The 26,510-nt window shown below is 39.8% G+C and carries 20 protein-coding genes and 1 riboswitch; of the genes, 1 reads left to right on the top strand and 19 read right to left on the bottom strand.

Annotation, left to right across the window (positions count from 1 at the left end):
• Window positions 1-221: 221 nt before the first annotated feature.
• The 19 genes from icmF to speB all read right to left on the bottom strand — a co-directional run bounded on the left by icmF (window position 222) and on the right by speB (window position 23,959).
• Window positions 222-3,470: a fused isobutyryl-CoA mutase/GTPase IcmF gene (gene icmF, locus MHI34_RS04345; protein WP_058844323.1), complete on the bottom strand. Its 3,249-nt coding sequence runs from the start codon at window positions 3,468-3,470 to the stop codon at window positions 222-224.
• 93 nt (window positions 3,471-3,563) lie between these two features.
• On the bottom strand, window positions 3,564-4,196 hold the full coding sequence (locus tag MHI34_RS04350) for a TetR/AcrR family transcriptional regulator (protein ID WP_036121448.1): 633 nt from the start codon (window positions 4,194-4,196) through the stop codon (window positions 3,564-3,566).
• Between the two features lie 3 nt (window positions 4,197-4,199).
• Window positions 4,200-5,336 carry an acyl-CoA dehydrogenase gene (locus MHI34_RS04355; RefSeq protein WP_036121450.1) on the bottom strand — a complete coding sequence of 379 codons (1,137 nt, stop codon included), beginning with the start codon at window positions 5,334-5,336 and terminating at the stop codon, window positions 4,200-4,202.
• Window positions 5,337-5,503: 167 nt separating this feature from the next.
• Window positions 5,504-6,640, bottom strand: a complete 1,137-nt coding sequence (locus MHI34_RS04360) for an acyl-CoA dehydrogenase (RefSeq protein WP_058844291.1) — start codon at window positions 6,638-6,640, stop codon at window positions 5,504-5,506.
• Window positions 6,641-6,698: 58 nt separating this feature from the next.
• Entirely contained in the window at window positions 6,699-7,550 is an 852-nt protein-coding gene (locus tag MHI34_RS04365; protein ID WP_036121460.1) for a 3-hydroxybutyryl-CoA dehydrogenase, read from the bottom strand.
• Complete coding sequence (locus MHI34_RS04370; RefSeq protein ID WP_342504142.1) at window positions 7,550-8,755, bottom strand: acetyl-CoA C-acetyltransferase; 1,206 nt, start codon at window positions 8,753-8,755, stop codon at window positions 7,550-7,552. Before MHI34_RS04370 ends, MHI34_RS04365 begins: the two co-directional genes overlap by 1 nt.
• A 199-nt stretch (window positions 8,756-8,954) precedes the next feature.
• A complete protein-coding gene (locus MHI34_RS04375; protein WP_271912337.1) occupies window positions 8,955-11,189 on the bottom strand; it encodes a heterodisulfide reductase-related iron-sulfur binding cluster in 2,235 nt (744 codons plus the stop codon).
• Window positions 11,190-11,459: 270 nt separating this feature from the next.
• The gene (locus tag MHI34_RS04380; RefSeq protein WP_036121468.1) at window positions 11,460-12,023 is read right to left on the bottom strand and encodes a cob(I)yrinic acid a,c-diamide adenosyltransferase; all 564 of its coding nucleotides are present in this window, start codon (window positions 12,021-12,023) and stop codon (window positions 11,460-11,462) included.
• A gap of 12 nt (window positions 12,024-12,035) precedes the next feature.
• Window positions 12,036-13,496, bottom strand: coding sequence for an adenosylcobinamide amidohydrolase (locus tag MHI34_RS04385; protein WP_342504143.1), 1,461 nt, complete (start codon window positions 13,494-13,496; stop codon window positions 12,036-12,038).
• Entirely contained in the window at window positions 13,493-14,494 is a 1,002-nt protein-coding gene (locus tag MHI34_RS04390; protein ID WP_058844294.1) for an iron ABC transporter permease, read from the bottom strand. Before MHI34_RS04390 ends, MHI34_RS04385 begins: the two co-directional genes overlap by 4 nt.
• Entirely contained in the window at window positions 14,491-15,462 is a 972-nt protein-coding gene (locus tag MHI34_RS04395; protein ID WP_089933021.1) for an ABC transporter substrate-binding protein, read from the bottom strand. The genes MHI34_RS04390 and MHI34_RS04395 overlap by 4 nt, the downstream gene beginning before the upstream one ends.
• A gap of 144 nt (window positions 15,463-15,606) precedes the next feature.
• Window positions 15,607-15,789: riboswitch (cobalamin riboswitch) on the bottom strand.
• A gap of 57 nt (window positions 15,790-15,846) precedes the next feature.
• Window positions 15,847-17,514 (bottom strand): acyl-CoA dehydrogenase family protein, encoded by a 1,668-nt coding sequence (locus MHI34_RS04400; RefSeq protein ID WP_342504144.1) that lies wholly within the window; start codon window positions 17,512-17,514, stop codon window positions 15,847-15,849.
• 1 nt (window position 17,515) lies between these two features.
• Window positions 17,516-19,018 carry a long-chain-fatty-acid--CoA ligase gene (locus MHI34_RS04405; protein ID WP_342504451.1) on the bottom strand — a complete coding sequence of 501 codons (1,503 nt, stop codon included), beginning with the start codon at window positions 19,016-19,018 and terminating at the stop codon, window positions 17,516-17,518.
• Window positions 19,011-19,400, bottom strand: a complete 390-nt coding sequence (locus MHI34_RS04410; protein ID WP_036121497.1) for a MerR family transcriptional regulator — start codon at window positions 19,398-19,400, stop codon at window positions 19,011-19,013. The genes MHI34_RS04405 and MHI34_RS04410 overlap by 8 nt, the downstream gene beginning before the upstream one ends.
• Before the next feature lie 248 nt (window positions 19,401-19,648).
• Complete coding sequence (argS, locus tag MHI34_RS04415; protein WP_342504452.1) at window positions 19,649-21,316, bottom strand: arginine--tRNA ligase; 1,668 nt, start codon at window positions 21,314-21,316, stop codon at window positions 19,649-19,651.
• Window positions 21,316-21,747 (bottom strand): DUF1934 domain-containing protein, encoded by a 432-nt coding sequence (locus MHI34_RS04420; RefSeq protein WP_330493599.1) that lies wholly within the window; start codon window positions 21,745-21,747, stop codon window positions 21,316-21,318. The genes argS and MHI34_RS04420 overlap by 1 nt, the downstream gene beginning before the upstream one ends.
• Before the next feature lie 159 nt (window positions 21,748-21,906).
• The gene (gene yidC / locus MHI34_RS04425) at window positions 21,907-22,539 is read right to left on the bottom strand and encodes a membrane protein insertase YidC (protein ID WP_089933031.1); all 633 of its coding nucleotides are present in this window, start codon (window positions 22,537-22,539) and stop codon (window positions 21,907-21,909) included.
• Between the two features lie 24 nt (window positions 22,540-22,563).
• On the bottom strand, window positions 22,564-22,839 hold the full coding sequence (locus tag MHI34_RS04430) for a hypothetical protein (RefSeq protein ID WP_340809894.1): 276 nt from the start codon (window positions 22,837-22,839) through the stop codon (window positions 22,564-22,566).
• Window positions 22,840-23,086: 247 nt separating this feature from the next.
• Complete coding sequence (gene speB / locus MHI34_RS04435; protein ID WP_036121512.1) at window positions 23,087-23,959, bottom strand: agmatinase; 873 nt, start codon at window positions 23,957-23,959, stop codon at window positions 23,087-23,089.
• A 318-nt stretch (window positions 23,960-24,277) separates the two neighbouring features.
• Between speB and MHI34_RS04440 the strand changes: the two genes are divergently transcribed.
• The gene (locus tag MHI34_RS04440) at window positions 24,278-26,350 is read left to right on the top strand and encodes a transglycosylase domain-containing protein (RefSeq protein WP_271912331.1); all 2,073 of its coding nucleotides are present in this window, start codon (window positions 24,278-24,280) and stop codon (window positions 26,348-26,350) included.
• Window positions 26,351-26,510: the final 160 nt, after the last annotated feature.

Below are 26,510 nucleotides of genomic sequence, written 5' to 3' on the forward strand. Positions count from 1 at the left end.
TGCTTATTATACAGGAAAATGGCTACCAATACTAAAGCTAATATAATTATGTAGTGAATAAATGATTTCATCCCTACTGCGCCTCCCCTTTTTTTACATTTCTATTATAACGAAAATAAAAAGAAGTGCCTAATCTTAAGACTAGACACTAGAAACTAGAGAAGCTTGTTACATAAATTAGAAAAAAATGTTAGAAAAAAAGCAGTTTTGAATGTCTACAATTACATATTTCGACGATATTGTCCGCCAACTTCATATAAAGCTTTTGTAATTTGTCCTAAGCTTGCTACTTTTACTGATTCCATAAGCTCAGCAAAAATATTACCATTGTTAACAGCAACTTCTTGTAAACGTGCGATTGCAGCTTCACTTTCTTCTTCATGCGTCTTCCAGAATGCTTGTAAATTGCGAATTTGCGTTTCCTTCTCTTCTGTGGATGCACGAGCAATTTCCATATTATCGATAGCAGCGTCTGAAGGTGGATTTGGATTCAGGTACGTATTGACACCAATGATTGGTAGCTCCCCTGAATGCTTTAACATTTCATAGTACATGGACTCCTCTTGAATTTTACCTCGTTGATATTGCGTTTCCATTGCACCTAAAACACCACCACGATCATTAATACGATCAAATTCCTCAAGGACCGCTTCTTCTACAAGATCTGTCAATTCTTCTATAACAAATGCACCTTGCAGAGGATTTTCGTTTTTTGCCAAGCCATGCTCTTTCGTAATAATCATTTGGATAGCCATGGCACGACGTACAGATTCCTCTGTAGGTGTTGTAATAGCTTCATCATAGGCATTTGTATGCAATGAGTTACAGTTATCTTGTAATGCCATCAATGCTTGTAATGTTGTACGAATATCATTAAAATCAATCTCTTGCGCATGTAGACTACGACCAGATGTTTGAATATGATATTTTAGCTTTTGCGCACGTTCATTGGCACCATATTTATCACGCATTACAATGGCCCAAATACGACGAGCAACACGTCCAATTACTGTATACTCTGGATCAAGTCCATTCGAGAAGAAGAACGATAGATTTGGTGCAAAGTCGTTAATATTCATGCCACGACTTAAATAATACTCTACATACGTAAAGCCATTTGCTAAGGTGAAAGCTAATTGGGAAATAGGATTTGCCCCAGCTTCTGCAATATGGTAACCCGAAATAGAAACGGAATAGTAGTTACGCACCTTATGATCAATAAAGTATTGCTGAATATCACCCATCATACGTAAAGCAAACTCTGTCGAGAAAATACATGTGTTCTGTCCTTGATCTTCTTTTAAAATATCAGCTTGTACTGTTCCACGTACAACCTGCAATGTGTTTTCACGTGTCTCGGTAAACTCTTCTACTGTCAAAGTCCGTCCTAGCTCTTGTTCGCGCAATTTAACTTGTTGATCGATCGCCGTATTCATGAACATCGCTAAAATAATAGGCGCTGGACCATTAATGGTCATAGATACAGATGTAGACGGTGCACATAAATCAAAGCCTGCATAAAGCTTTTTCATATCCTCTAATGTACAGATCGATACACCCGATTCCCCGACCTTACCATAAATATCTGGACGGTAATCTGGATCTTCCCCATAGAGAGTTACAGAATCAAAGGCTGTAGATAAACGTTTCGCATCGTCATCCTTCGATAAATAGTGGAAGCGTTTATTTGTACGTTCAGGTGTTCCTTCACCAGCAAATTGACGCTTCGGATCTTCTCCCTCACGTTTGAATTGGAAAACACCTGCTGTATAAGGAAACTCACCAGGAACATTCTCTTTGTACACCCAGCGTAATATTTCACCGTAGTCCTCAAATTTCGGCAATGCTACTTTAGGAATTTTTGTACCAGAAAGACTTGTTGTTTTTAAAATAGTGCGAATTTCTTTGTCTCGAACCTTCGTCACAAACTCATCACCAGCATAAGCTTCTTTTAAAGTTTGCCAATTATCCAATATACGCTTGGATTCTGCTGATAATTCATCTCTGGCACCTTGTGCTAAAGAAGAAAGCGATGCTATAAGTGCATCCTCTGGTGCTTTTTCCTTAACTGCCGTAATAGCACCTTCTAATTGGAACAGACGGCGAGCAAATCCCACCTGCTGTTCTGATTTTTTATGATAGCCACGAACCGTGTCAGTAATTTCACGTAAATAATAACGACGATCGTTTGGAATAATGACATCTTGCTTTTGCGTCTTAGCAAATTGCTCATAGCTTGTTTCCCAATTGTAGCCTGTTTTTTCGTTAATAATATGAACTAAAGCTGCGAATAATGCATTGGTCCCTTTGTCATTAAACTGGCTAGCAATTGTTCCATAAACAGGCATACTATCAAGTGATTCTTCCCATAGCTCACGAGATCGTTGGTATTGTTTTTGTACTTGACGTAGCGCATCCTCCGAGCCTTTACGCTCAAACTTATTGATCGCAATGACATCTGCAAAATCAATCATATCAATTTTCTCAAGCTGTGTAGGTGCACCAAATTCACTTGTCATAACATACATGGAAAGATCTGTATACCTTGTGATTTCGGCATCACCTTGACCAATACCACTTGTTTCGACGATGATTAAATCATAGCCCGCTACACGTACTACATCTATTACATCACCAATAGATGCAGATAATTCAGTGCGAGAGCCTCGTGTTGCTAAACTACGCATATAAACGCGGTTATTGAAGATGGCGTTCATGCGAATTCTATCGCCAAGTAATGCTCCACCTGTTTTTTGCTTTGTTGGATCGACTGAAAGAATGGCTACACGTTTATCTGGGAATTCTTTCAGGAAACGGCGAATCAGCTCATCCGTTAATGAAGATTTCCCTGCGCCACCTGTTCCTGTAATCCCCATGACAGGTGTACCTTTTGAACGCTTTCGTGCCTCAATTAACATCTCTTTCGTAGCTTCATCCTCATTTGACTCAGCTGCTGTAATTAGATTGGCTAAAATTTCAGGCGTTTCTGTCGTTAAAGCCTCTAATTTATCTAAATAGTTGCCTGTTGCAGTTGGAAAGTCCGTTCCTTTAATTTGCTCATTAATCATCCCTTGTAGCCCTAAAACACGGCCATCCTCTGGTGAGAAAATGCCTGCAATGCCATACGCATGAAGCTCTTTAATTTCACGAGGTAAAATAACCCCACCACCACCGCCATAAATTTTAATATGCGGTGCCCCTTTTTCACGCAGCAAATCATACATATATTTAAAGTATTCCATATGCCCGCCTTGATAAGAAGAAACTGCAATACCTTGTGCATCTTCTTGAATCGCGGCATTCACGACTTCTTCGACAGAACGGTTATGCCCTAAATGGATTACTTCTACACCGCTCGATTGTAATATGCGTCGCATTATATTGACCGAAGCATCATGTCCATCAAAAAGACTTGATGCTGTCACAAAACGTACGTGATTTTTTGGACGATATACTTCTACCTTTGTCATATGAATTCCCCACTCTCTCCCCTTAATGAATTGAAAAAAGCCGACAATTGCAATGTCGATGTATGCAATTGCCGACAAACCCCTTACGAAATATTAGAACCCCTTTATGCCTGAAATGAACAAGGTGATTTGCATGTCGATGAACTCATCAATTGAATGTTGACGATGTAATGCCCATTTGCGGAACGCCCAACTTTGTCCTGAGACAACTAAGTTATTGGCTGCTAAATGGATTTGCTTGTCTGTCATTGTTAGTTCCCCAGACTGCACACAGCGCTGTAGCAAGCGTTCAAAAGTGGCAACCATTTCAAACTCTTTACTAAAAACATAGCGTTGTGCTTCTTTTGACAATGATTTTGTTTCTTGATACATGATTGTTAGCTCATCAACCATGCTATCAATTTGCACGAAATATTCTCGAATCATTTCTTTTAACTCATCAATTGTTCCAGCTTTAATCTCGTAACTTGAAAGCCGCTCCATTGCATGATGATAGATACTATCACAAACAAGATAAAGAACGTCTTCTTTAGTACGGATGTACTCGTATAAAGTACCAATACTAAAGCCTGCAGCTTTTGCGATTTCTCTCGTCGTGGCACGATGAAAGCCTTTTTCTTTAAATAGCTTAATAGCTCCTTGAATCATTTGTTCACGACGAATGGCGATTAAATTTTCATCTTTTACAGTTGACTGTACTTGGGGCCTTTTATCTTTTTCTGTCATCAATTATTTCGTTAGCATACGCGAGATTACAAGACGTTGAATCTCCTGCGTACCTTCGTAAATTTGAGTAATTTTCGCATCACGCATAAAGCGCTCTACTGGATAATCCTTTGTATAACCATAGCCACCAAATACTTGAACCGCCTCTGTCGTTACACTCATTGCTGTATCGCCAGCCATTAATTTCGCCATTGCAGAAGCCTTACCATATGGTAGGTTATTAGACTCTAACCAAGCCGCTTGGTATGTAAGAAGTCGAGAAGCTTCAATTTGAGTTGCCATGTCTGCTAATTTAAAAGATACACCTTGGTTAGCAGAGATTGGTTTACCAAATTGCACACGTTCTTTGGCATAGTCAACTGCTGCATCCAGCGCTCCTTGTGCAATTCCTACAGCTTGAGCAGCAATACCATTACGTCCACCATCTAGTGTCGTCATAGCAATTTTAAAACCTTCCCCTTCAGCTCCTAGTAGGTTTTCTTTTGGAACACGGCAGTTGTCGAAAATGATTTCGGTTGTAGGAGATGAACGAATTCCTAATTTCTTTTCTTTCTTCCCTACAGAGAAACCTTTAAATCCAGCTTCCACGATAAATGCTGATGTACCGTGTTTAGCTTCTGGATCTGTTACTGCAAACACAATATATGTATCTGCCACTCCGCCGTTTGTAATAAAGATTTTTGAGCCATTTAAAATATAATCATCGCCATCACGTTTAGCATATGTTTTCATGCCACCCGCATCAGATCCTGAACCTGGTTCTGTTAAACCATACGCACCAATATGTTTTCCTTCTGCCATTGGACGAAGGTATTTTTGTTTTTGTTCTTCTGTACCGAACTTGTACAGTGGCCATCCTGCCAGTGAAGTATGTGCTGATAATGTTACCCCAGTGGAGGCACAGACACGTGATAATTCTTCAACAGCAATGACATATGCAAGGTAGTCAAACCCAGCTCCACCATATTCCTCTGGCCACGGAATACCAGTTAACCCAAGCTCCGCCATTTTATCGAAAATTGCACGGTCAAATTCTTCATTCTCGTCACGTTCAGCAGCTGTTGGTGCCACTTCATTTATAGCAAAATCACGAATCATTTCACGTAATTGTTCATGCTCTTCTGTTAACTGAAAGTTCATTGTCCATTTCCCCTTTTTAATTAGACTCTGTTCTATGTTACCTGTGTGTTGTTCTGGGTTCAGCGATTGTCAATCATATTGGAGCATTGGAGCGAGTTTCCATTCTTGATGAGGTCTTTACTCCACTTTAATAAGTCATCCCTAAGAGAATAGCCTATCATCAGGCTTTATTTCAGTAAATGTTTACTAATAACTAGTTTTTGAATTTCACTTGTACCTTCATAGATTTCCGTGACCTTTGCATCACGGAAATATCGCTCTACTGGATAGTCCTCTGTGTAGCCGTAGCCGCCAAAAACTTGAACCGCTTCTATTGACGTTTGTACAGCTGTTCGTGATGCGAAAAGTTTGGCCATTGAAGCTTCTGCTCCACACGGTAAACCTTTTGCACGTAAATCTGCTGCACGATACACTAATAGTTTTGCCGATTCAACAGCTGTTGCCATATCAGCGAGTGTAAAGCCAACTCCTTGTTGAGCAGCAATCGGTTTTCCGAATTGCTCACGCTCTTTTGCATAAGTAGTAGCCGCCTCTAGTGCTGCTTCAGCAATCCCCAATGCCTGTGCTGCAATACCGATTCGCCCTACATCTAAATTCGCCATCGCAATTTTGAAGCCTTCTCCCTCTTCCCCTAAAAGGTTGTCGGTTGGGATGCGGCAATTATCGAATGTCAGTTGAACAGTGCGTGAGCCATGTAAACCCATCTTTTGTTCATCTTTACCAATGATTAAACCTGGTGTTCCTTTTTCAACAATAAAAGCTGAAATACCTCGTGTTTTTTCAGCAGGGTTGGTTGAGGCGAATACGATATATACATCAGCCTCTCCGCCATTTGTAATAAAAACTTTAGAGCCGTTAATCACATATTCATCGCCATCTCGTACTGCCTTTGACTGTAGAGAACCTGCGTCAGAGCCTGCACCTGGCTCTGTTAAACAAAATGCGCCTAAATATTCCCCGGCTGCAAGCTTTGGTACATAACGCTTCTTTTGTTCCTCATTTCCAAAGTAAATGATCGGATTTGTTCCAACCGAAGTATGCACTGATAAAATAACCCCCATTACAGCGCTTACTTTTGACAATTCATTAATCGCAATAATATACGATGTAAAATCCATACCAGAGCCACCTAAGTCTTCTGGTGTCGTAATCCCCATTAAGCCAAGTTCACCCATTTGTTGTAGAAGCTCACGTGGAAATTCTCCTGCTTCCATCCGCCCTACCCATGGTTGAATTTTTTCCTGAGCAAATTGACGAACCATATCGCGCATCATCATTTGCTCATCTGTAAATTGCAATTGCATCTATAATGTCACCCCTCTAAGTTGTCCGCAACATCTACATAACCCCATCCCCATAGGATTATTCGTAAACGTAAAAGCCTCTTCCTGATTTCTTTCCTAGCCAGCCAGCTGCAACGTATTTACGAAGCAGTGGACAAGGGCGATATTTACTATCTCCTAGACCCTCATGTAAAATTTCCATGATGTAAAGGCAAGTATCTAAGCCAATGAAGTCTGCTAATGTTAATGGTCCCATCGGATGGTTCATACCTAGCTTCATCACATCGTCAATTGCTTCCTTCGTAGCTACACCTTCATAAAGTGCATAAATTGCTTCATTAATCATTGGTAGCAAAATACGGTTTGAAATAAATCCTGGGAAGTCATTCACTTCTACTGGTGTTTTCGCTAACTTGACTGTCATCGCTTCAACAGCTTTGTATACTTCATCCGTAGTTGCTAAGCCTCTAATGATTTCAACAAGCTTCATTACTGGCACTGGATTCATAAAATGCATACCAATTACTTGCTCTGGTCGATTTGTTACCGCTGCAATTTCAGTAATAGGCAACGAAGATGTATTCGTAGCTAAAATGGCATGTGCTGGTGCAATGCCATCAAGTTGCTTAAAGATGGATTGCTTAATGTCCATATTCTCTACAGCTGCCTCGATGATAATATCTACATCACTAGCATCCTGTAAATCTAGTGACATACTAATTCGACCTAAAACAGCCGCTTTGTCATCCTCCGTTTTACGGCCCTTTTCTACATCACGTGATAAATTTTTTGTAATAACTCCTATTCCACGCTCGAAGAACTCTTGTTTGATATCATTCAATTTCACATCATAGCCTGCTTGTGCACAAACTTGTGCAATACCAGAGCCCATTTGCCCTGCACCAATGACCATTACCTTTTGAATTCCCATTAGTTCAGTCCCCCTGTTTTTGGTACTTCAATCATAATCGCATCACCTTGACCCCCACCTGAACAAATTGCAGCAATACCGATGCCTCCACCACGACGCTTCAATTCTTGTGCAAGCGTTAAAATAATACGTGCACCAGATGCTCCAATAGGATGACCTAAAGCAACCGCACCGCCATTAACATTCACCTTTTCAGCATCTAAATCAGCTAACTGCTTGCTGACCAAAGCGACTGCTGCAAAGGCCTCATTGATTTCGATCAAATCAATATCTGCCAATGATTTATTGGTTTTTTTCAGCAATTTATTAATAACAAGACCTGGTGTTTGTGGGAAGTTTTCTGGCTCGATGGCAAGCTCTTCATGACCTAAAATTATTGCTAATGGCTCTCTTCCTTCACGTGTGGCACGTTCCTCACTCATAACCACGAGGGCACATGCACCATCGTTAACGCCAGGTGCATTACCTGCTGTGATCGTGCCATCCTTGTCAAAGGCTGGTTTCAGTTTTGCTAGTACCTCCAACGTTGTACCTGCTCTTGGTGCTTCATCTGTATCGACGATCAGTGGTTGTCCTTTACGTTGTGGAATCTCCACTTGTACGATTTCTTCAGCAAAGTAACCTTGTTCAATCGCCGCTAGTGCGCGCTCATGACTGCGAACAGACCAAGCGTCCTGTTCCTCACGACTGAGCGAGAATTCCTTAGCTGTTGCATTACCATAGCTCCCCATATGCGGTCTCGCTTTATCGAAAGCACATGTTAAACCGTCATAAAGCATGCCATCCACCATTGTGGAATCTCCCATACGCAAGCCATTTCGACCATTTAACAGATAGTACGGAGCATTGGACATAGACTCCATTCCACCAGCAATAATCACTTCTTCGTCCCCTAATCGAATCAATTGATCTGCTAATGTCACTGCACGCATCCCTGATGCACAAACTTTATTGATTGTTTCTGTTTTTACCGCTGTTGGTAAATTGGCTTTTATCGCAGCTTGCCTCGAAGGTATTTGCCCCTGTCCCCCTTGTAAAACAGAGCCCAAAATAACCTCATCTACTTCGTCAGATGCAATATTTGCTTTCTCTAGCGCACCTTTTATTGCAATTGCCCCTAGATCACTTGCATGTAATGTTGATAATGAACCTCCAAATTTACCAAATGCAGTTCTTGCTCCTGCTAAAATGACAGCTCTATTCAAGTAAAACACCCCTTTTGTTTTACGTACTCGATGAAGTAGTATAGCATTTCATTGACTGAACGCTCGCTCGACTTCTATCGATGAAAAATGGGAGCTTGTTAGTTGCAACTCCCATTTCCATTTAATCTTATTCTACAAAACAATTTTTTATTGTGCAATTTATATTTTTCAGATAACTAAAATATTTCTACAATAGCGATCATTTTTCTGCGTTCGCTTCCGTATTCTCGTCCTGTTGAACATTTTCTACGGATGCTACCACTTCCTCTAATGTTTCTTCTTCAGCTTCCTCAGATGAAGGATCAACAGCCTTCACTTTTTCACCGAACACTGAACGCTCTAGTAATTCTGCTACATCGAATGTGCCAATAGAGTCTTCCACTTCTTTTGCCTTTGTACCATCCTCCAGCATTGTTAAGCAATAAGGACAGCCAGATGAAATAACGGATGCATTAGTAGCAAGAGCTTGCTCTGTACGAGCTACATTAATGCGATTACCAACATGCTCTTCCATCCACATTAAGCCACCACCTGCACCACAGCACATAGCAGTTTCGCGATTTCGTTCCATTTCCACAAGCTTCACACCCGGGATACCGCGTAGAATTTCTCTCGGCGCATCATAAACATCATTGTAACGGCCTAAGTAACAGGAATCGTGGAAAACAATTGTTTCATGAACTTCATAATTGAGTGCCAGACGATTTTCCTCAATCAACTGATTTAGTATTTCAGTATGATGATACACTTCGCCATTCCAGCCAAAGTCTTGGTATTCATTTTTAAAGATATTGTAAGCATGAGGGTCGATTGTCACTATTTTCTTCACATCATTTTTCTCAAACTCATCAATATTTGCTGTAGCTAATTCTTGGAATAAAAATTCATTTCCTAAACGACGAGGTGTGTCCCCAGAGTTTTTCTCTTTATTTCCTAAGATCGCAAACTTCACACCAGCTTCGTTTAATAGACGACAGAAAGCTAAAGCAATTTTTTGAGAGCGATTATCGAATGCCCCCATCGAACCAACCCAGAATAGATATTCCATTTCTTCGCCAGATTTTTTTAACTCTTTTACTGTTGGAATATGGATTGTTGGATCAAGATCACGCCAATTCTCTTTTTCTTTACGGTTTAAGCCCCAAGGATTCCCTTGTCGTTCGATATTTGTCATGGCACGTTGTGCATCAGGATTAACTTTTCCTTCCGTCATTGTTAGATAGCGACGTAGGTCGATGATTTTATCAACATGCTCATTCATTACTGGACATTGATCCTCACAGTTTCGACAAGTCGTACAAGCCCAAATTTCTTCTTCTGTAATCACATCGCCAATTAAAGATGGGCTGTAAATATCTTCAATTACTGCGCCTTCAGCACCAGCAGCCATCGCAAGCTGATTACCCTTGGTATTGGCAAAGAATTGATAAGGTACCCAAGGCTTTTGCTTTGTTACAACAGCGCCAGTAAATGTTAAATGATCACGCAATTTTACGATTAAATCCATTGGAGACAGCATTTTTCCTGTTCCAGTTGCAGGACACATATTGGTACAACGTCCACATTCCACACAAGAATACAGATCGAGCATTTGCTTTTGTGTGAAGTCTTGTATGCGTCCAACTCCAATTGAAGGCATATCCTCTTCACTTTCAGCATTTTCTCCTGCTTCTTCTAATGCCTCAAAATCGATAGGCGTTAATGTACCCACACGATCTAAACGATTCATGTAAACATTCAGTGGGCTAACAATTAAATGGAAATGCTTAGATTGTGGTACATACACAAGGAATGTTAATAGAATTAAAAGATGTGCCCACCACATAACATAAAACACTCCAGCAGCTACTGATGCAGGTAGGAAGCCAAATATAGCAGCAATGCTTGAAGCAACAGGCTCCGTATAAGTTAACCCCTCACCATGCCAGATTAATCCCATACCATTAGCGATTAATGTTGAGACCATTAAGCCACCAATGAAAATTAATACAAGACCGTTTTTCCATCCTCTTTTTAGACGCACTAGCTTTTCTACATAGCGGCGGTAAAATGCCCACACTACCGCAACTAAAATCATTAAAACTACAAGCTCTTGGAAGAACGTAAAGACACCATAGAAAATACCTAATGGCAGATGTGATCCTGGTGCTAGTCCTTTCCAAATTAAATCAATGGCCCCTAACTGAACCATCAAAAATCCATAGAAAAACATCACGTGAATTAATCCACTCTTTGGATCCTTTAATAGCTTGTTTTGACCAAATACATTGACCATAATATAGCGTAGTCGCTCTTTAACACTTTCATCAAACTCAACCTTTTTCCCCAATTGCACATACTTATAGCGTGTTTTCAACAGATAGAAGAACAATCCTACTGCATAAAGCACAACCACGACTGTTAAGACTATGTTAGCAATTAATAATGGACTCATGGTTGGTCCCCCCTTTAGTTTGTCGTAATTTTCTCTCTTTGCGGCAAATTTGCTAGTTCATACGGAAATGTGCGTCACTATATCAATATATTCCTATTCTAATAAATGAGTGAGCATTCAGTCAACATAAAACGGAAATATTTCTGATAATTTTATATTCTTACACTTTACAAGAAAAAAAGCCACCCTGAAATTTATTCAAAGTAGCATTTTTTTACTTTTCCTTTTTAAAATTTAATTAATAAAAGCTGCGACATTCACATAACAAGTTTATTTTTTGAAGACATTGCCACTGCGAATGTATTCAATATCTGCTACGTTTAATCGAGCATTTACAACACGTGCGGCTGCAAATAAATAATCTGATAATCGATTTAAATATTTTTGTACAACTTTCGGCACGTCCTCCACTTCTTTCATAAGTGTCACCATTTCACGCTCTGCTCGTCGTGCAACTGTACGAGCAATGTGTAAAGTTGCAGCTGCTGGTGCGCCACCTGGTAAAATAAAACGTTGTAATGGTGGTGCCTCATCTGATAAAGCATCTATACGAGCTTCCAGCACTTCAATCGGTTGCTCTGTTAATTTATAGTGGCGTTCTTTCATCACATTGGCAAGGTCACCACCAGCATCGAATAGTTCATGCTGAATTGTTTCAAGATCTGTTAAAATATCCTTAAAAAGTGCTTGATCTAATTCACTTACTGCCTTCCCGATAAAAGAGTTTAATTCATCAATCGCCCCGTATGTTTCAACACGTAAGCTATCTTTATCAACGCGTCCGCCAATTAGACTTGTTTTCCCCGTATCGCCTGTTTTCGTGTAAAGCTTCATTTCTCTCATCTCCTAAAACTGATTTTTATAATTTCTGATGGCCTGAACTGTTGTTTCATAAACACCCTTGGCAATCATTTTACCAACTTCCGTAATCGGGCCACCATACAGCATTTCTTCCCCTTTTTGAGTTGCTGCAATTAACAGACTATCTGTAGCAGTTCCTGTAGCAATAGTTCCACTACGCTCGTCACGAATATCTTCTGATTGCAAAGCTTTTGTTTTCGCCTCTGTAGCTGTCATCAGTGCCTGGAAAAATGCCTCCTCCGATAAACAGCCATTGATTATGATCCATGTATTGATAGTACCAATATATGGATCATCCTGTCTTTCGTGTACACGTGATACATCAACCGCATTGCCCACACCAGCTGTTACAGCTACTATCATACTGCCAAAAGGCGCTGAAAATTCATTGATGGCAACAAGAGCTGTTGGCACTGCTGTCAGCATCACAACAGTACTTGTTGGGGAAAAATTCTCTCTTTGCAAAAAATCACTAACTTCTCTTTTTACATCACTTATCACATAATCGCCAGGTACAGAGCGATTTAATAAGCAATTATGCCAGCCAATACCTGGGTTATGAACAGCAGAGGACACTGTTTTTAACGGAATCTCTGATTGAAGTTGAATATAGTGTTCCGTTATCATGAAATGGTCTTTTTTGATGACAGCTCGCTGCTGGTAATCAGTTGTTGCGGGCATCATTGTAATTTGAGGTTTTGGTATTTCAGGATGGGCATATGTAGCCACTCGTGCTTGATAAACTTCTTCAATTTGGGAGGCTATTAATACTTCATGCGGTACTCCAAGTGCTCTCATTTGCCCACCCTCCATAAGCAATAATTCATCACAATAGAGAGAGGCTAAATTCATATCATGTAGTACCATAACGACCGTTAAACCACACTCCACAGCTTCCTTCCTGACCATATCTAAGATTTGCCGTTGATGTGCAATGTCTAGATGATTGGTTGGCTCATCCAGCAGTAGAATTTCTGCTGTTTGCGCTAATGCCTGGGCAACAAATACTCTTTGTTGTTCACCACCCGATAAAAATTCTAACGGGGTGTGCTCATAGCGTTTCACACCTGTTTGCAGCATGGCATGCTGAACAGCCTGTTCATCCTGTTCAGACCAACTTGAGAAAAAACCTGTTTGATGGGGGTAGCGCCCTAGTGAAATGGCCTCCCTTACACTGTTTGAGAAAGCATTTGCATGAAGCTGTGGTAGTACAGCCATCTTTTGCGCCAAAGCACGGGCATTATAAGAAAGGATATTTTGTCCATCAATTGTGATTGTTCCAGCAGTAGCTGGTAATATCCCACTCATTACCTTTAATAATGTAGATTTCCCACTACCATTCGGTCCCAGAATACCAAGAATTTTCCCTTTTTCCACAGTAAAACTAATGTCCTTGACGATTGGTACATCTTCATAACCACCTGATAGATGTTCGACAATAATCATGCCCGTACCCCCTTACTTCTTCGTTGCTTATAAAAAATATAGGAGAAAACAGGTGCACCAATAAACGCCGTAATAACACCAATAGGTAGCTCTCTTGGCACAATAATTGTTCGTGCTACTAAATCGCAAACAATGAGTAAAGTTGCGCCATTGAAAAACGATAATGGCAATAAATGACGGTGGTCAGAACCCCAAATCATCCTTGTCATATGCGGTACAACTAATCCTACAAAGCCAATTGTGCCAGAAACCGCTACAGCAGCTCCCGTTAACATGGAGCCACCCGCTAAAATCAAATACTTACTACGTTTTACATTGACACCTAAATGCTTCGCGCGCTCTTCACCATATAACAAAACATTTAGCTCTCGTCTTTGCGTCCAAAGCATAATGGAACCAACAATAACAAATGGCGTGATCATTTGGACATATGGCCATCCACGCATTGACACAGAACCTAGTAACCAGCCAATTACTTGGCGTAGCTCTTCTCCAGATAAAGCGATCATTAATGAAATGAGAGAACCTAGAAATGAGCTAAAAATAACACCTGTTAAAATTAACGTTTCCATCTTCAATGAACGGTCTACCATTCTAGCGAAGCTCATGACCACTACCATCGTGATGATTGCGCCTATCATACTAAAAGTGGGTAGGGCATACAAGCCTACGACCGGTATAGATATACTAAAAAAGATCGTAATAACAGCACCAACAGATGCCCCCGATGAAACGCCTAATGTATATGGATCTGCCAATGGATTTTTTAACAACCCTTGGAAAGCTGCTCCAGCAATGGCCAGAGAAGCTCCCACTAGTCCCGCTAACAACACGCGTGGCAGACGGATTTTCCAAAAGATATTAGCAGCCGTTTCATCAACTGCTTGATTCCATAAAACTTCTAACGGAATATGAACTGAGCCTATCGCTACGCCACACCAGATACTAATGACAAGAAGCGTACATGTTAGTACATAGGCTAGTGCTATTTTTTTCACTTAAATACCTCTGGATAAATAGCTTTTGCTAATTCTTCAAGACCTTCTCCTAAACGAGGACCTTGACGACTTGTTGTACTTTCATCTACTTGAACGATTGCCTTATTTTTCACGGCATTAACAGTATCGAAACCAGCACGTTGTGGTATTTTTGTTAAAATATCTGGTACATAATGATATGTCACAACGATGACATCTGGGTTTTTCGCAATAATTTGTTCTGAACTAATTTCATACCAATCCTTCGCATCTGCCGCTACGTTTTCTGCATGAATCATGTCCAGCATAGCATTCATAAATGTGCCATTACCCGCCGTATAAATAGTAGGTTCATCCGATGCTTCGACTAGCACTTTTTTGGGTTCGACATCCTTTACTTTTGTCAGAACATCTTCCACTTTTTCCTTCATATTAGCAATAATTTTTTCAGCCTCTGGTAATTTCCCTGTTGCACGACCAAGCAGCTCAATCGTTGTGTAAGTTTCATTAAAGTCTTGTGCATTTTTTACAACAAATACTTTCAAACCTGCTGACTCAAGCTGTTCAATCGCCGCTTCTGAAAGGGACATGCTAGATTCATGCGAAAACACGATATCTGGCTTTAAGGCAATAATTTTTTCAATATTGTACTCCATGCCCCCAACTTTATCCTTTTCAGCGACTTCTGGTGGATAATCATCATTGTCTGTCACCCCAACTATTTCATCATTTAAACCAAGTTCAAATAATATCTCTGTGTTACTTGGAATAAGAGAAACAATTTTTTCAGGCGGTGCTTCAAGTGTAACATCCTTGCCAATGGCATCTGTTATGGTCATTGGGAATGTTGCTTCATCCACCTGTGGAGTCTCTTGCTGTGTTTGCTGCTCCGTAGCTACTGGCTTGTCATTTTTGGCTTCTTGCCCGCATGCTGCTAACAAACCTACTGCTAAAAATGCTGATAATCCTATTTTCCAAAATTTCTTCATATGAATCCTCCTTTGTTGATCCGTGCGTCAATTGGTTAGAAATATTTTCTCCATCAAAATAAGACCCCTCATCTTCGAATGATGAGGGGTCAAAATCGCACCAAAAAACTGATACAAAATCCACCACCCTATCCTCGTAGGCTGTCATGTCTATACTATAAAGGCAGGTCTCCTGGCTCGTGCTTATTGCGTTTTTCAAGCCTTCCCGAAATCTTCAGTGGCATTATTTGAAAAAACTCACACTTACAGTGGCGGGACCGCATCGGAATTACACCGACTTCCCTTTTCACTTTACTTAAGTAAAGAACCTTTATAATATTCAGTTGATTTCATTATACATGAAAATAAAAGAAGTCGCCTCCATTCCAGACGACTCCTTGGCAATTATACAATTTCAGAAAAATATTGTACGGTTTTCATTTGTGCACCTATTTGTCGCAATGACCACGTTTGCTCTAAATAGATATCCGCTAGCTTTTCGTACTTCCCGCCAAATTTTAGTGCCCATTCCACCGCTACAACACTTTCATAAAGATGGCCCATCTTTTTCGCTATATCTTTTGCTTCAAAAGTTTTAGTTGCTTCATCTAAAGCGCTAAAAATTTGTAGTGTAGCCGCAAGATTTACCAACTGCTCTTCCACAATTCGCACTAGTGGACTATCCGCTAGCTTCTCTAGCCTTGTCTCCATTTCACGGACAAACAGTTCATGTGCATGGAATTTATCCACTAAACGAATAAGTTCTAAAGCCAAAATATTTGCCGTCCCCTCCCATACCGTCAATACTTGTGCATCCCTTAGTAAGCGTGGTGTCACAAAGTCTTCAATATAGCCATTACCACCATGTAATTCAATCGCTTCACTAGCATAATGAACGGCTTGCTCTGCCGTTTCCTTTTTCATAATGGCAATATATAAACGATTCATAATGAGATCTTGTTGTGTTCCCTGCCCACTTGTCACTTTATCGTATAATTGAATAAGATCAAATACTGTCGCTACTTCCACATGCAGCTTAGCAGCAAACTTCCCTAATGTATCCTGGATCATTGGGTATTGTGTTAAGGGCTTGCCAAATGCATATCGATTGGTCACATAATGCTTTGCCTCTAAAAAGCCTCGACGCATAATACCAATCGATGCGACTGCATTACAAATTCTTGAAAGATTTAGTGCTTCTAGCATGTAATAAATCCCTTTATTTTGTTCCCCTACAATATAAGCAAGGGCACCATCAAACTCTACCTCGCCCGATGGGACTGCTCGAACGCCTAATTTATCTTTCAATCGACGAATACGAAGATGATTGGCCGTACCATCTTCATTATTCCATGGAACTGCAAATAATGTTAACCCTTTAGAGCCTGCTTGTGCGCCTTCTAAACGTGCCAACACCATTGCTACGCCACACATACCTGCATTGGATGCGAAGTATTTTTCTCCATAGAGACGGTACTCATTGCCTACTTTTCTGGCCTCCACAACATTCGCCCCAACGTCTGACCCTCCTTGACGTTCTGTTAAAAATGTTGCCCCTTCGTATAGCTCCGTCTCTCCTGTTGCACAAACATGTGGCAAGAAACGCTGCTTTACATCCTCATCAGCATAATGATCTAATAGATAAGCCGTAGCCATCGTCAAAGTCACGGGACAATAAAAACCGGGCTCTGCATGAGATAGTAAATAACCTTGTGCAAAGCTATAGACATAATTCCCTTTGTGACCTAACTGTGGAATTTCTTTGTGCACATAGCCAACAATTCCCGTATTATATGTCTCTTCAATTGTTTTTTTGTAACCGTCATTCACCCAAACCTCTGATACCTCTTCTCCATAAGCATTATACCGTTCAAGGCGGGGCTCTCCCTGCCGATCAGTATGTTTTGCCCTTACGTCAATATCACCTGCACATAACTCACCGAAATCTGTCAGTTCTTTGTGTGCATAAGACAAAAACTCTTTATCTAACATCATTTCTAACACTTTTTGAAGCGTTTCTTCCTCTGTAAAAAAGTTTGTTGCACGCATTTCTTCCTGCTGTAAAACCTTCATGCTATCTCACCTCTTGTCCTTTCAAGGATTGTTTTAAAATTTTGCCTGAAGCATTGCGTGGTAGCGCTTCCACTTTTTCGAAAATACGTGGTAGTTTATACTTCGCAAGCCGTTCCTCTAAATAAGTTTTCAATGCATCCTCATCTATGTCTTGTTTCGTAGCATATACAGCCTTCACGGTTTCCCCCCATTGCGGATGTGGTATACCAATGACAGCAACTTCAAATATCCCTTCAAAGCTTAATAGGCAATCTTCAATTTCCTTCGGATAAATATTGACACCACCTGAAATAATGACATCTTTTTTGCGATCCACAATCCAAATAAAGCCGTCCTCATCCATCCGAGCCAGATCTCCTGTTTTTAACCACCCATCAATGTAAGCAGCCTTGGTTGCTATTTCATCCTTGAAGTAGCCAAGCATATTACCCTCACCAAATAAGACAATTTCTCCTACTTCGCCCACATTTACATCTTCTCCATTGTCATTGACAATACGAAGCTCTGTGCCAAGTGGCGCCCGTTGGCCAATACTCCCAGCCTTCGTTTCATGCTCCTTGCCAAATAACAGTGAGCCACTCGGACCCGCCTCTGTTAATCCATAAACACAGGTTAAATTAGTTGTTCGGAATGCCTGTTGAATGAAGCGAACCTCATTTTGAGATAATGGTGCTCCACCATATACCCACCACTTCATGGAAGACAAATCAGCCGTTTGTAGCCTCGGCATCTGAGCCGTTAATAAATAAGCAACAGGCGCTCCAAAGAAATGCGTCGTTTTTTCCTGCTCAATGGCATCGATAAAAAGGTCTGGTGTAAAGGTTGGTGTTAATACGCTTGTTGACCCTACAAATACGCCCGCCATTAAAAATAAATGCAATGGTGCTGAATGAGTTAATGGCATCATGAGCAATATACGGCTTTCAGGTTTCACTTCCATTTCAACAGCAATCATTTGTGCCACTGTTAAAATATTACGGTAGCTAAATAACACACCCTTTGGTTTTCCTGTCGTACCAGATGTATACAAAATAGTCGAAGGGTCATCTTCTTGTAGCTGGCAATCAATTGTTTGTGTGCTCGCATTTTGAAGCATTGTTTCGTAATGCTGCCAACCTGCTTTTTCTTGGCCGGTTTTAATTTTTAATGGTACAGCAGCTAGTTGTTCCACTGCGGCAAAAATCGCCTCATGAACAACAATCGCCTTCGCTTCGGCATGCTGTGCCACATACTCTACTTCCTGCAATGTAAATTTCGCATTGACTGGAACAACGATTGCCCCGATACGCTGAATAGCAAAATAGCTTACAACAAACTCTAAAACGTTCGGCATAAAGATTAAAACCTTATCATCCTGACTTACTCCTTGCTCTAGCAAAGCATGACTAAAACGTGTTACTTGTTCATCTAAATCACGATAGGTCACTCTTCTGCCATGACAAATAATGGCTTCATTTTTTGGATACTTACGGGCATTTCGTGCTAACAAACTGGAACTATTCATCATGCATCTCTCCCTTTAAAGTAGCTAATTTTTCACTAAACATGCCTTGCATTTGCTGTAATTCCTGTTTCATTTGCGTCAGCTCAGCAATTTTACTCTCAATCTCTTGAATTTTTTGTTCTCCATACTCTACTGTCCGCTCTAATTGCTGAATACCTGAGCGATCAAAATCAAAAAGTAAAACCATCTCTTTGATTTCCTCTAGTGAGAACCCGTAACGCTTGCCTCTGAAAATAAGCTTGAGCTTCGCCAATTCTTTTTTTGAAAAGGTTCGTTGATTGGTAGATGAGCGATCGGGACGAAGAAGACCAAGTTCTTCATAATAACGAATTGTGCGAGTAGATACATTGAATTCCTTTGCTACCTCCTGAATCGTCTTCAAAACCATCTCCCCTTTCCTTATTGTCAACAGTATATCATTGACGTTGACGTAAACTTCAACAAAATTTTCGAAATTAACAGAAAAATTAAGTTTGAAACAGCTAATTTTTAGTGCTATCCGTTCCTTATGCCTTTTTATCTCTCACATTTACTGTTTTTTCAACCACTTTTAGAATGTTATCGCCCATTTTTGGCCTTCTATCCACTAAAAAACCCCTAACATTCGTCATGTTAGGGGCTTAAAAAGTATTACATTTTTTCTGGTGCAGATACGCCGATTAAACGTAGTGCATTAGCAATTGTTGTGCGTACAGCTGTAATCAATGCTAAACGAGCCTCTGTTAACTCCTTGTTGGAAGCATCCAATACTTTTTCTGCATTGTAAAAGCTATGGAATGTTGCTGCTGTCTCTTGAATATAGTTAGCGATTCGGTGTGGTGTACGGTGTTTCGCCGCTTCTGCTACCACTCTCGGGAAATCGCCAATCTTTTTCAGTAAATCAATTTCTTTTTCTGCTGTTAACAGATTAAGATGATCTGTTGCTGCAGCAAATCCTTGCTCATTTGCCGAGCGTAAAATAGATGAAATACGAGCATGTGCATATTGTGCATAGTACACTGGGTTTTCATTGGATTGTGATACAGCAAGATCAAGGTCAAAGTCCATATGAGAATCGCCTGCAGTTTTCACGAAGAAGTATCGTACTGCATCAAGGCCAACCTCTTCTACAAGCTCACGCATTGTTACCGCGTTCCCTGTCCGTTTAGACATTTTGAATTTTTCACCGTTTTTATAAAGCTGAACCATTTGAATAACTTCTACTTCTAATGTATCACGATCATAGCCAAGGGCCTGAATAGCTGCTTTCATACGTGGAATATAACCGTGGTGGTCGGCTCCCCAAATATTGATTAATTTATCGAAACCACGGACAATTTTGTCTTCGTGGTAAGCAATATCTGGCGTTAAGTATGTGAACGAACCATCATTTTTAATTAACACACGGTCTTTATCATCACCAAATGTTGTAGAGCGGAACCAAGTAGCACCATCTTCTTCAAAGACATGACCATTTGCTTTTAATTTATCTAACGCTACTTCGATTTTACCGTTTTCATATAGAGACGTTTCAGAATACCAGACATTAAAGTTCACGCGGAAGTTTGCTAAGTCTGTTTTTAATTTATCTAATTCTAAGGCTAAACCGTGTTGACGGAAGAATGCAAAACGTTCATCCTCTGATTTTGCTAAAATAGCTTCACCATGCTCCTCCGCTAATTTACCCGCAATATCAATAATATCTTGCCCATGATAGCCGTCTTCTGGCATCTCCGCTTCCATACCTAGTGCTTGTTTATAGCGTGCTTCTAATGAGTAAGCTAGGTTATTAATTTGATTGCCCGCATCATTAATATAATATTCACGAGAGACGCTGTAACCAGCCATATCTAATACATTACATAATGAATCTCCAACAGAAGCTCCACGTGCATGTCCTAGATGAAGGTCCCCTGTAGGGTTTGCTGAAACAAACTCCACTTGAATCTTTTCCCCAGCACCAGCATTTGAACGGCCGTAGTCAGTACCTTGTTCAAGAGCCTGTGTAATTACCCCAGTTAGGAAATCTTTACGTACTGTGATATTCATGAAGCCAGGACCAGCAATGTCGATTTTTTCAATATCTATACCTGCTGTTTCAAGATTTTCTAAAATAGCTTCCGCAATAGCACGAGGTGGTTTTTTAGCTAATTTCGTTAATTGCATTGCAATGTTTGTTGCATAGTCCCCATTTGCTTTATCCTTTGGTGATTCCAAGTGAATCGATAATTCTGTACCAGCCTCAACTAAGCCTGCTTTTTCAACAGCCTTAGCTATTGCTGCTTTTATAGCCTGTTGTACTTGTTCTACTGCGTTCATCATTGTACCTCCGTAAATGTAATATCTAATGTATAGTTGCCAACGGATTGCCCACCCATTAGTAAATCGTACTGTACATGGAAATCTCCGCTTAATGCCCGTTTCGTAAAGGTCATTTTTTTCGTGTCAATAATGAGTGGCATGGAACCAAACTCACTTTCATAATGCCCTTTTTGTTGCTCAATTATGTTAAGTGGTAAGCGCATATTGACCGAGCCAGCACGCATAATTAGCGCTTTCTCATGTCCTAATTTCATTGTTGTGCGGATAGTTTTATCCTCCTGCACCTCATCATATTTCAAATATAAGCTTCCTGCTTTTTCAAGTAGCTGCCCTTTGAGCCACATTTCATAACTTTCGGACTCTCCATCACTTGGACGAATTGTAGAAATGAGCTTAATGTTCACTTGCGATCTTATTTCGTTCGCCATAATGGACGCTCCCTTTTAGTCTTTTACTATAACCTTTTTATTATAGGATGAATACTCCTGTTTTTTCAAGATAGAAGTCATGTAAAGCATCTCACAAATATAGATGGAGAATAAATAAAAACTCCTCTCTTTACATAATCGAAAGAGAGAAGTTTCATTTTATCTATACCATTTTTTAATGATTAATTGTTGAACTATTAATAATATAGCACTAACTGTCCAATAGATAGGGATAATCGCTGGATTGAACAAACTAAAAATGAGGATCATGATTGGATTAATGAACACCATAATCTTCATATTAAGTGGTTGGCTTTTCTCTAAGAAGAAAACACTTTGCATCAAATAAATCAAACAAGCAATAATCGAAATGCCAATATCTATCGTACCTAAATTCATCCATAGGAAATTTTCACTTGCGATGACGGTATCTAACTTAATCGCGTAATACAGTGAAAATAATACAGGCAATTGAACAATAATAGGTAAACAGCCTAATAAAGAACTTTTCAATGAATCTGACGTTAATGCTTGCATTTTTTGTTGTACTATTATTTTTTCAGATTCATTTTGACTGTTCTTATATTTAGTGGTAAGCGCATCTAGTTCAGGCTTAATGGCTGACATTAGTTCTTTCGAGCGCTTTTGATGTTTTGCAGATTGAATAAATAGCGGCATTAGAATTAATCTTACTGCAATCGTAATGCCAATGACACTCACTGCATAGCTACCTGTAAATGAATGGATGAAATGAATAAAGTAAATAATCGGTTGTGCTAAAAAGGTTAACAATAATATTCCTCCTAGTTTAAAAGTTTACATGAAACTAGGAGATACACTTTCTTCCTCACTGTTTTCCGACGTCCTAATACATAGAACAAACCACGTTAGCATAGGTGGAGTCCAAGTATTCGTGATATTATAGTCAACTTCAAACGCTTCGTCCTTTACTTCTTGAACTGTTATTTTATTAACCAGATACAGATGCAAATGAACACTTAGCACAGTTAAAACCAAAGAAGCTAATAGCCAAAAGTATTCCATTGTACTGACAAAGATGAATAAATCATTGATGAGAAGTGACCAAATCATAATACTCCTCCTTCCTATCACTAATTAAATTAAAGAACCATACATTCTACTGACCAATAGATGACAGTTGTTTCATCAATTTTTCTCTCTTCTATAAAATAGAAACTATTACTTAACTTATCTACGCAACTACGTAAAATAAGTTTCAAATTTATGACGTATAGCTATTCTTCATTTCAATAGAAAATACAAAATGGGGCAAGCCTATAGCTAACCCCATCCAATCAATCTGTTTTCAATGCCTTACTTATTTTACCCAGCCTAAAATCATTTCTCGTAATAATTTAGAAGCTGTGTTTGCCGTCATTTCTGATGAATCATAGATAGGTGCGACTTCTACTAGATCAAAGCCTACAACATTTACACCACTAGCTGCTATCGCGTGGATGGAAGCTAGTAATTCTTTTGATGTAATACCTCCACAATCTACTGTACCAGTGCCTGGAGCGTGTGCTGGATCTAAAACGTCAATATCAATCGTTACATACACATTGCGCCCAGCTAATGTTGGTAAAACCTCTTTTAACGGCTCAAGCACTTCAAATTTTGAAATGTGCATGCCGTTTTCCTTTGCCCATTCAAATTCTTCTTTCATGCCTGAACGAATGCCGAAAGAATAAACATTTTTCGGTCCAATATGTTCCGCAATTTTACGAATTGGTGTTGAGTGAGAAAGTGGTTCTCCCTCATATTCCACACGTAAATCGGTATGTGCATCAAAATGAATGATGGCAAGATCATCATATTTAGCAGAGACAGCCTTCATAACTGGCCAAGACACTAAATGCTCCCCACCCATACCGACAGGAATCTTGCCATCTGCTAATAATGTTTCAATAAATTTTTCGATTTCATCTAATGAGCGCTGTGCATTCCCGAAAGGTAGTGGAATATCACCAGCATCAAAGTACTTTACTTCCTCAAGCTCGCGATCTAGATATGGGCTATACTCTTCAAGACCGATCGATACCTCACGGATACGCTGTGGACCGAAACGTGATCCTGGACGGTAACTTACTGTCCAGTCCATTGGCATGCCATAAATAACGGCTTGTGCATCCTCATAGGTAGGATGACTTTTTATAAAAACATTTCCTGAATAAGCTTCATCAAATCTCATTGCTTGCCCTCCGTATCATTAACAAATTGTATTGATTATCAATTCTCTTCAACTTCTTCTATTATGGCTTACAGGATTGTAATGAAACCTGTATCCTTTCGTCCTCGTATACATTATTGGAACATCTAGCAAATTTCGATTAAAATCTACAAGGTGTGATTTTTCTGTCGAATGCTCGCATTTCAAGTAGTACAAAAAAAGTATAGATGTTTTTGAATAAAGTGCAATAGTTTTTAGTTAGAATTTCGATTAAAGATGAGTGTTCAAACACATACTAAAGCTAAAATTAGAAGTTGTAAGAAAACGAGGTGAAGTCGGATGAAACGAAAAAGCTATCATCGAAAGCAAAAGCGTGTAAAGCGCACACGGAAATCCCTTACTCTTTTTGTCGCCTTTGCATCTGCAATTGTCGTAGCATTTGTCGCTCTACGCATCTATGTTCAAGTGGCTGGTGCACCGCCTTTAACCGTACCGAAAGCTTCCATCTTCTTAGATGAAAATGAGAACCAAATTGGAGATCACTTTACAAATCAACGACGTTATTGGGTTGGTCTTGATGAGATGTCACCTTATTTAAAAGAAGCAGTAGTTGCTGTTGAGGATAAAGATTTTTATAAACATGGTGGTTTTGATTATTCACGTATTGCTGGTGCCATTTTAGTGGATATTAAGGCGGGCGGAAAAGTCCAAGGGGCTAGTACCATTACGCAACAATATGCACGTAATCTTTATCTTTCCCATGAAAAATCTTGGACACGTAAATTAAATGAAGCCCTGTATGCTTATAGATTAGAAGTTTTTTATGACAAGGACGAAATATTAGAGGGCTATTTAAATACGGTATACTATGGACACGGCATGTATGGAGTAGAAGCAGCCAGTCGATTTTACTTCGGTAAATCTGCCGCTGATTTAACACTTGCGGAAGCTGCAATGCTAACAGGCGTACCAAAGGGACCAAGTATCTATTCACCTATTGCCAATTTAGAAAAGGCTACGAATCGCCAAAACGTAATTTTAAAACTAATGGCGGATCAAGGTGCCATTACACAAGAAGAAAAAACACGAGCTGAAAATGAACAGCTTGTCTTAAAAAATGATAGCTGGGTTGCCACAAAATCTGTCGCCCCTTATTTCCTTGATGTGGCATGGCAAGAGGCTAGCGAAATTTTAAAGTCAAAAAATCTCGATATTAGCGAAGGTGGCTGGACAATTCAAACAACGCTTAATCTGGAACACCAGAAAGCCGCTGAAGAAGCAGTAGTAAAAAACATGCCTGCCAATGATCTTCAAACAGCATTCGTTAGTATGGAATCGAAATCAGGTGCTGTCACTGCATTAGTTGGAGGTCGTGACTATTCAGTAAGTTCATTTAACCGTGTCACACAGGCTAAACGTCAACCAGGCTCTACTATCAAGCCGATTTTATATGCAGCGGCACTAGAAAATGGTTACACACCGCTTACATTTTTAGATGTTGGTGAAACAACCTTTACCTATGATAATGGGCGTGGCACTTATGCACCTAAAAATGTCAATGGTCAGTTTGCAGATCATGATATGACGATGGCTCAAGCGATTGCGATCTCAGACAATATTTACGCCGTAAAAACGTTAGAGGACATTGGCTTCAAGGAATTTCATGATATGGCAAACCGTTTTAGTGTAGGGATTGGTGCTAAAGATAATTTATCTATCGCACTCGGTACAATTGAAACGACATTATATGAGATGACGAATGCTTATAATATTTTAGCATCTCAGGGACAGCAAACCATTCCAACAACCATTGTGTCCATAAAAAATGCTCATGGAGACGTTATTTATGAAAATAAAGATGTTTCAAGCAAGGCGGAAACGGCCATTTCAAAAGAAAATGCATACATTTTAACTGAGATGATGACAGGTATTTTTGACCCGGTTTTCAGTGATTATTCTCCTGCTACAGGCATTAGTATTCGTTCCCGCATGACACACACCTATGCGGCTAAATCAGGTTCTACCAATAGTGACCAATGGCTAATTGGTTTTACACCAAGTCTAACTGCTGGTGTGTGGAACGGCTATGATCAGGGTAAAAACCTTACAACGAAGGAAGATACTGCTGCCACTAAGCAAATTTGGATTGACTTTATGGAGAGCGTCAACAAAGGAACGAAAAATGAGGATTTCAAAAAACCTAAAGGTGTAGAGGGCGTTGTCATTGATATCGAAACAGGTAAACTCGCTACTGATGCTTGTCCAAAACAACGTCTTGTTTATGTAGAAGCTAAGGATGTACCAACTGAAAAATGTACAAACTTCGATATTCTCGACAGTGATACATGGGGAGAATTTTGGAACATGCTGCCATTCTCACTTTTTAAAGGTGATGATAAAAATAAACAATAATGCGGAAACCTTTTTGAACAGCTCTCGTTCTATGTTATGAAGGCTCTCGACAAAGTAACTAATAGACGAATAAATAAGAAAAGCTTTCTCTTCCCCGGAGACGTGTCCGTGGGAACAGAAAGCTTTTCTTTTTTTATGGTACGCGAAGTATGAGCATCAT

It is taken from the genome of Lysinibacillus sp. FSL L8-0126, assembly GCF_038630385.1.
GTDB lineage: Bacteria > Bacillota > Bacilli > Bacillales_A > Planococcaceae > Lysinibacillus > Lysinibacillus fusiformis_D.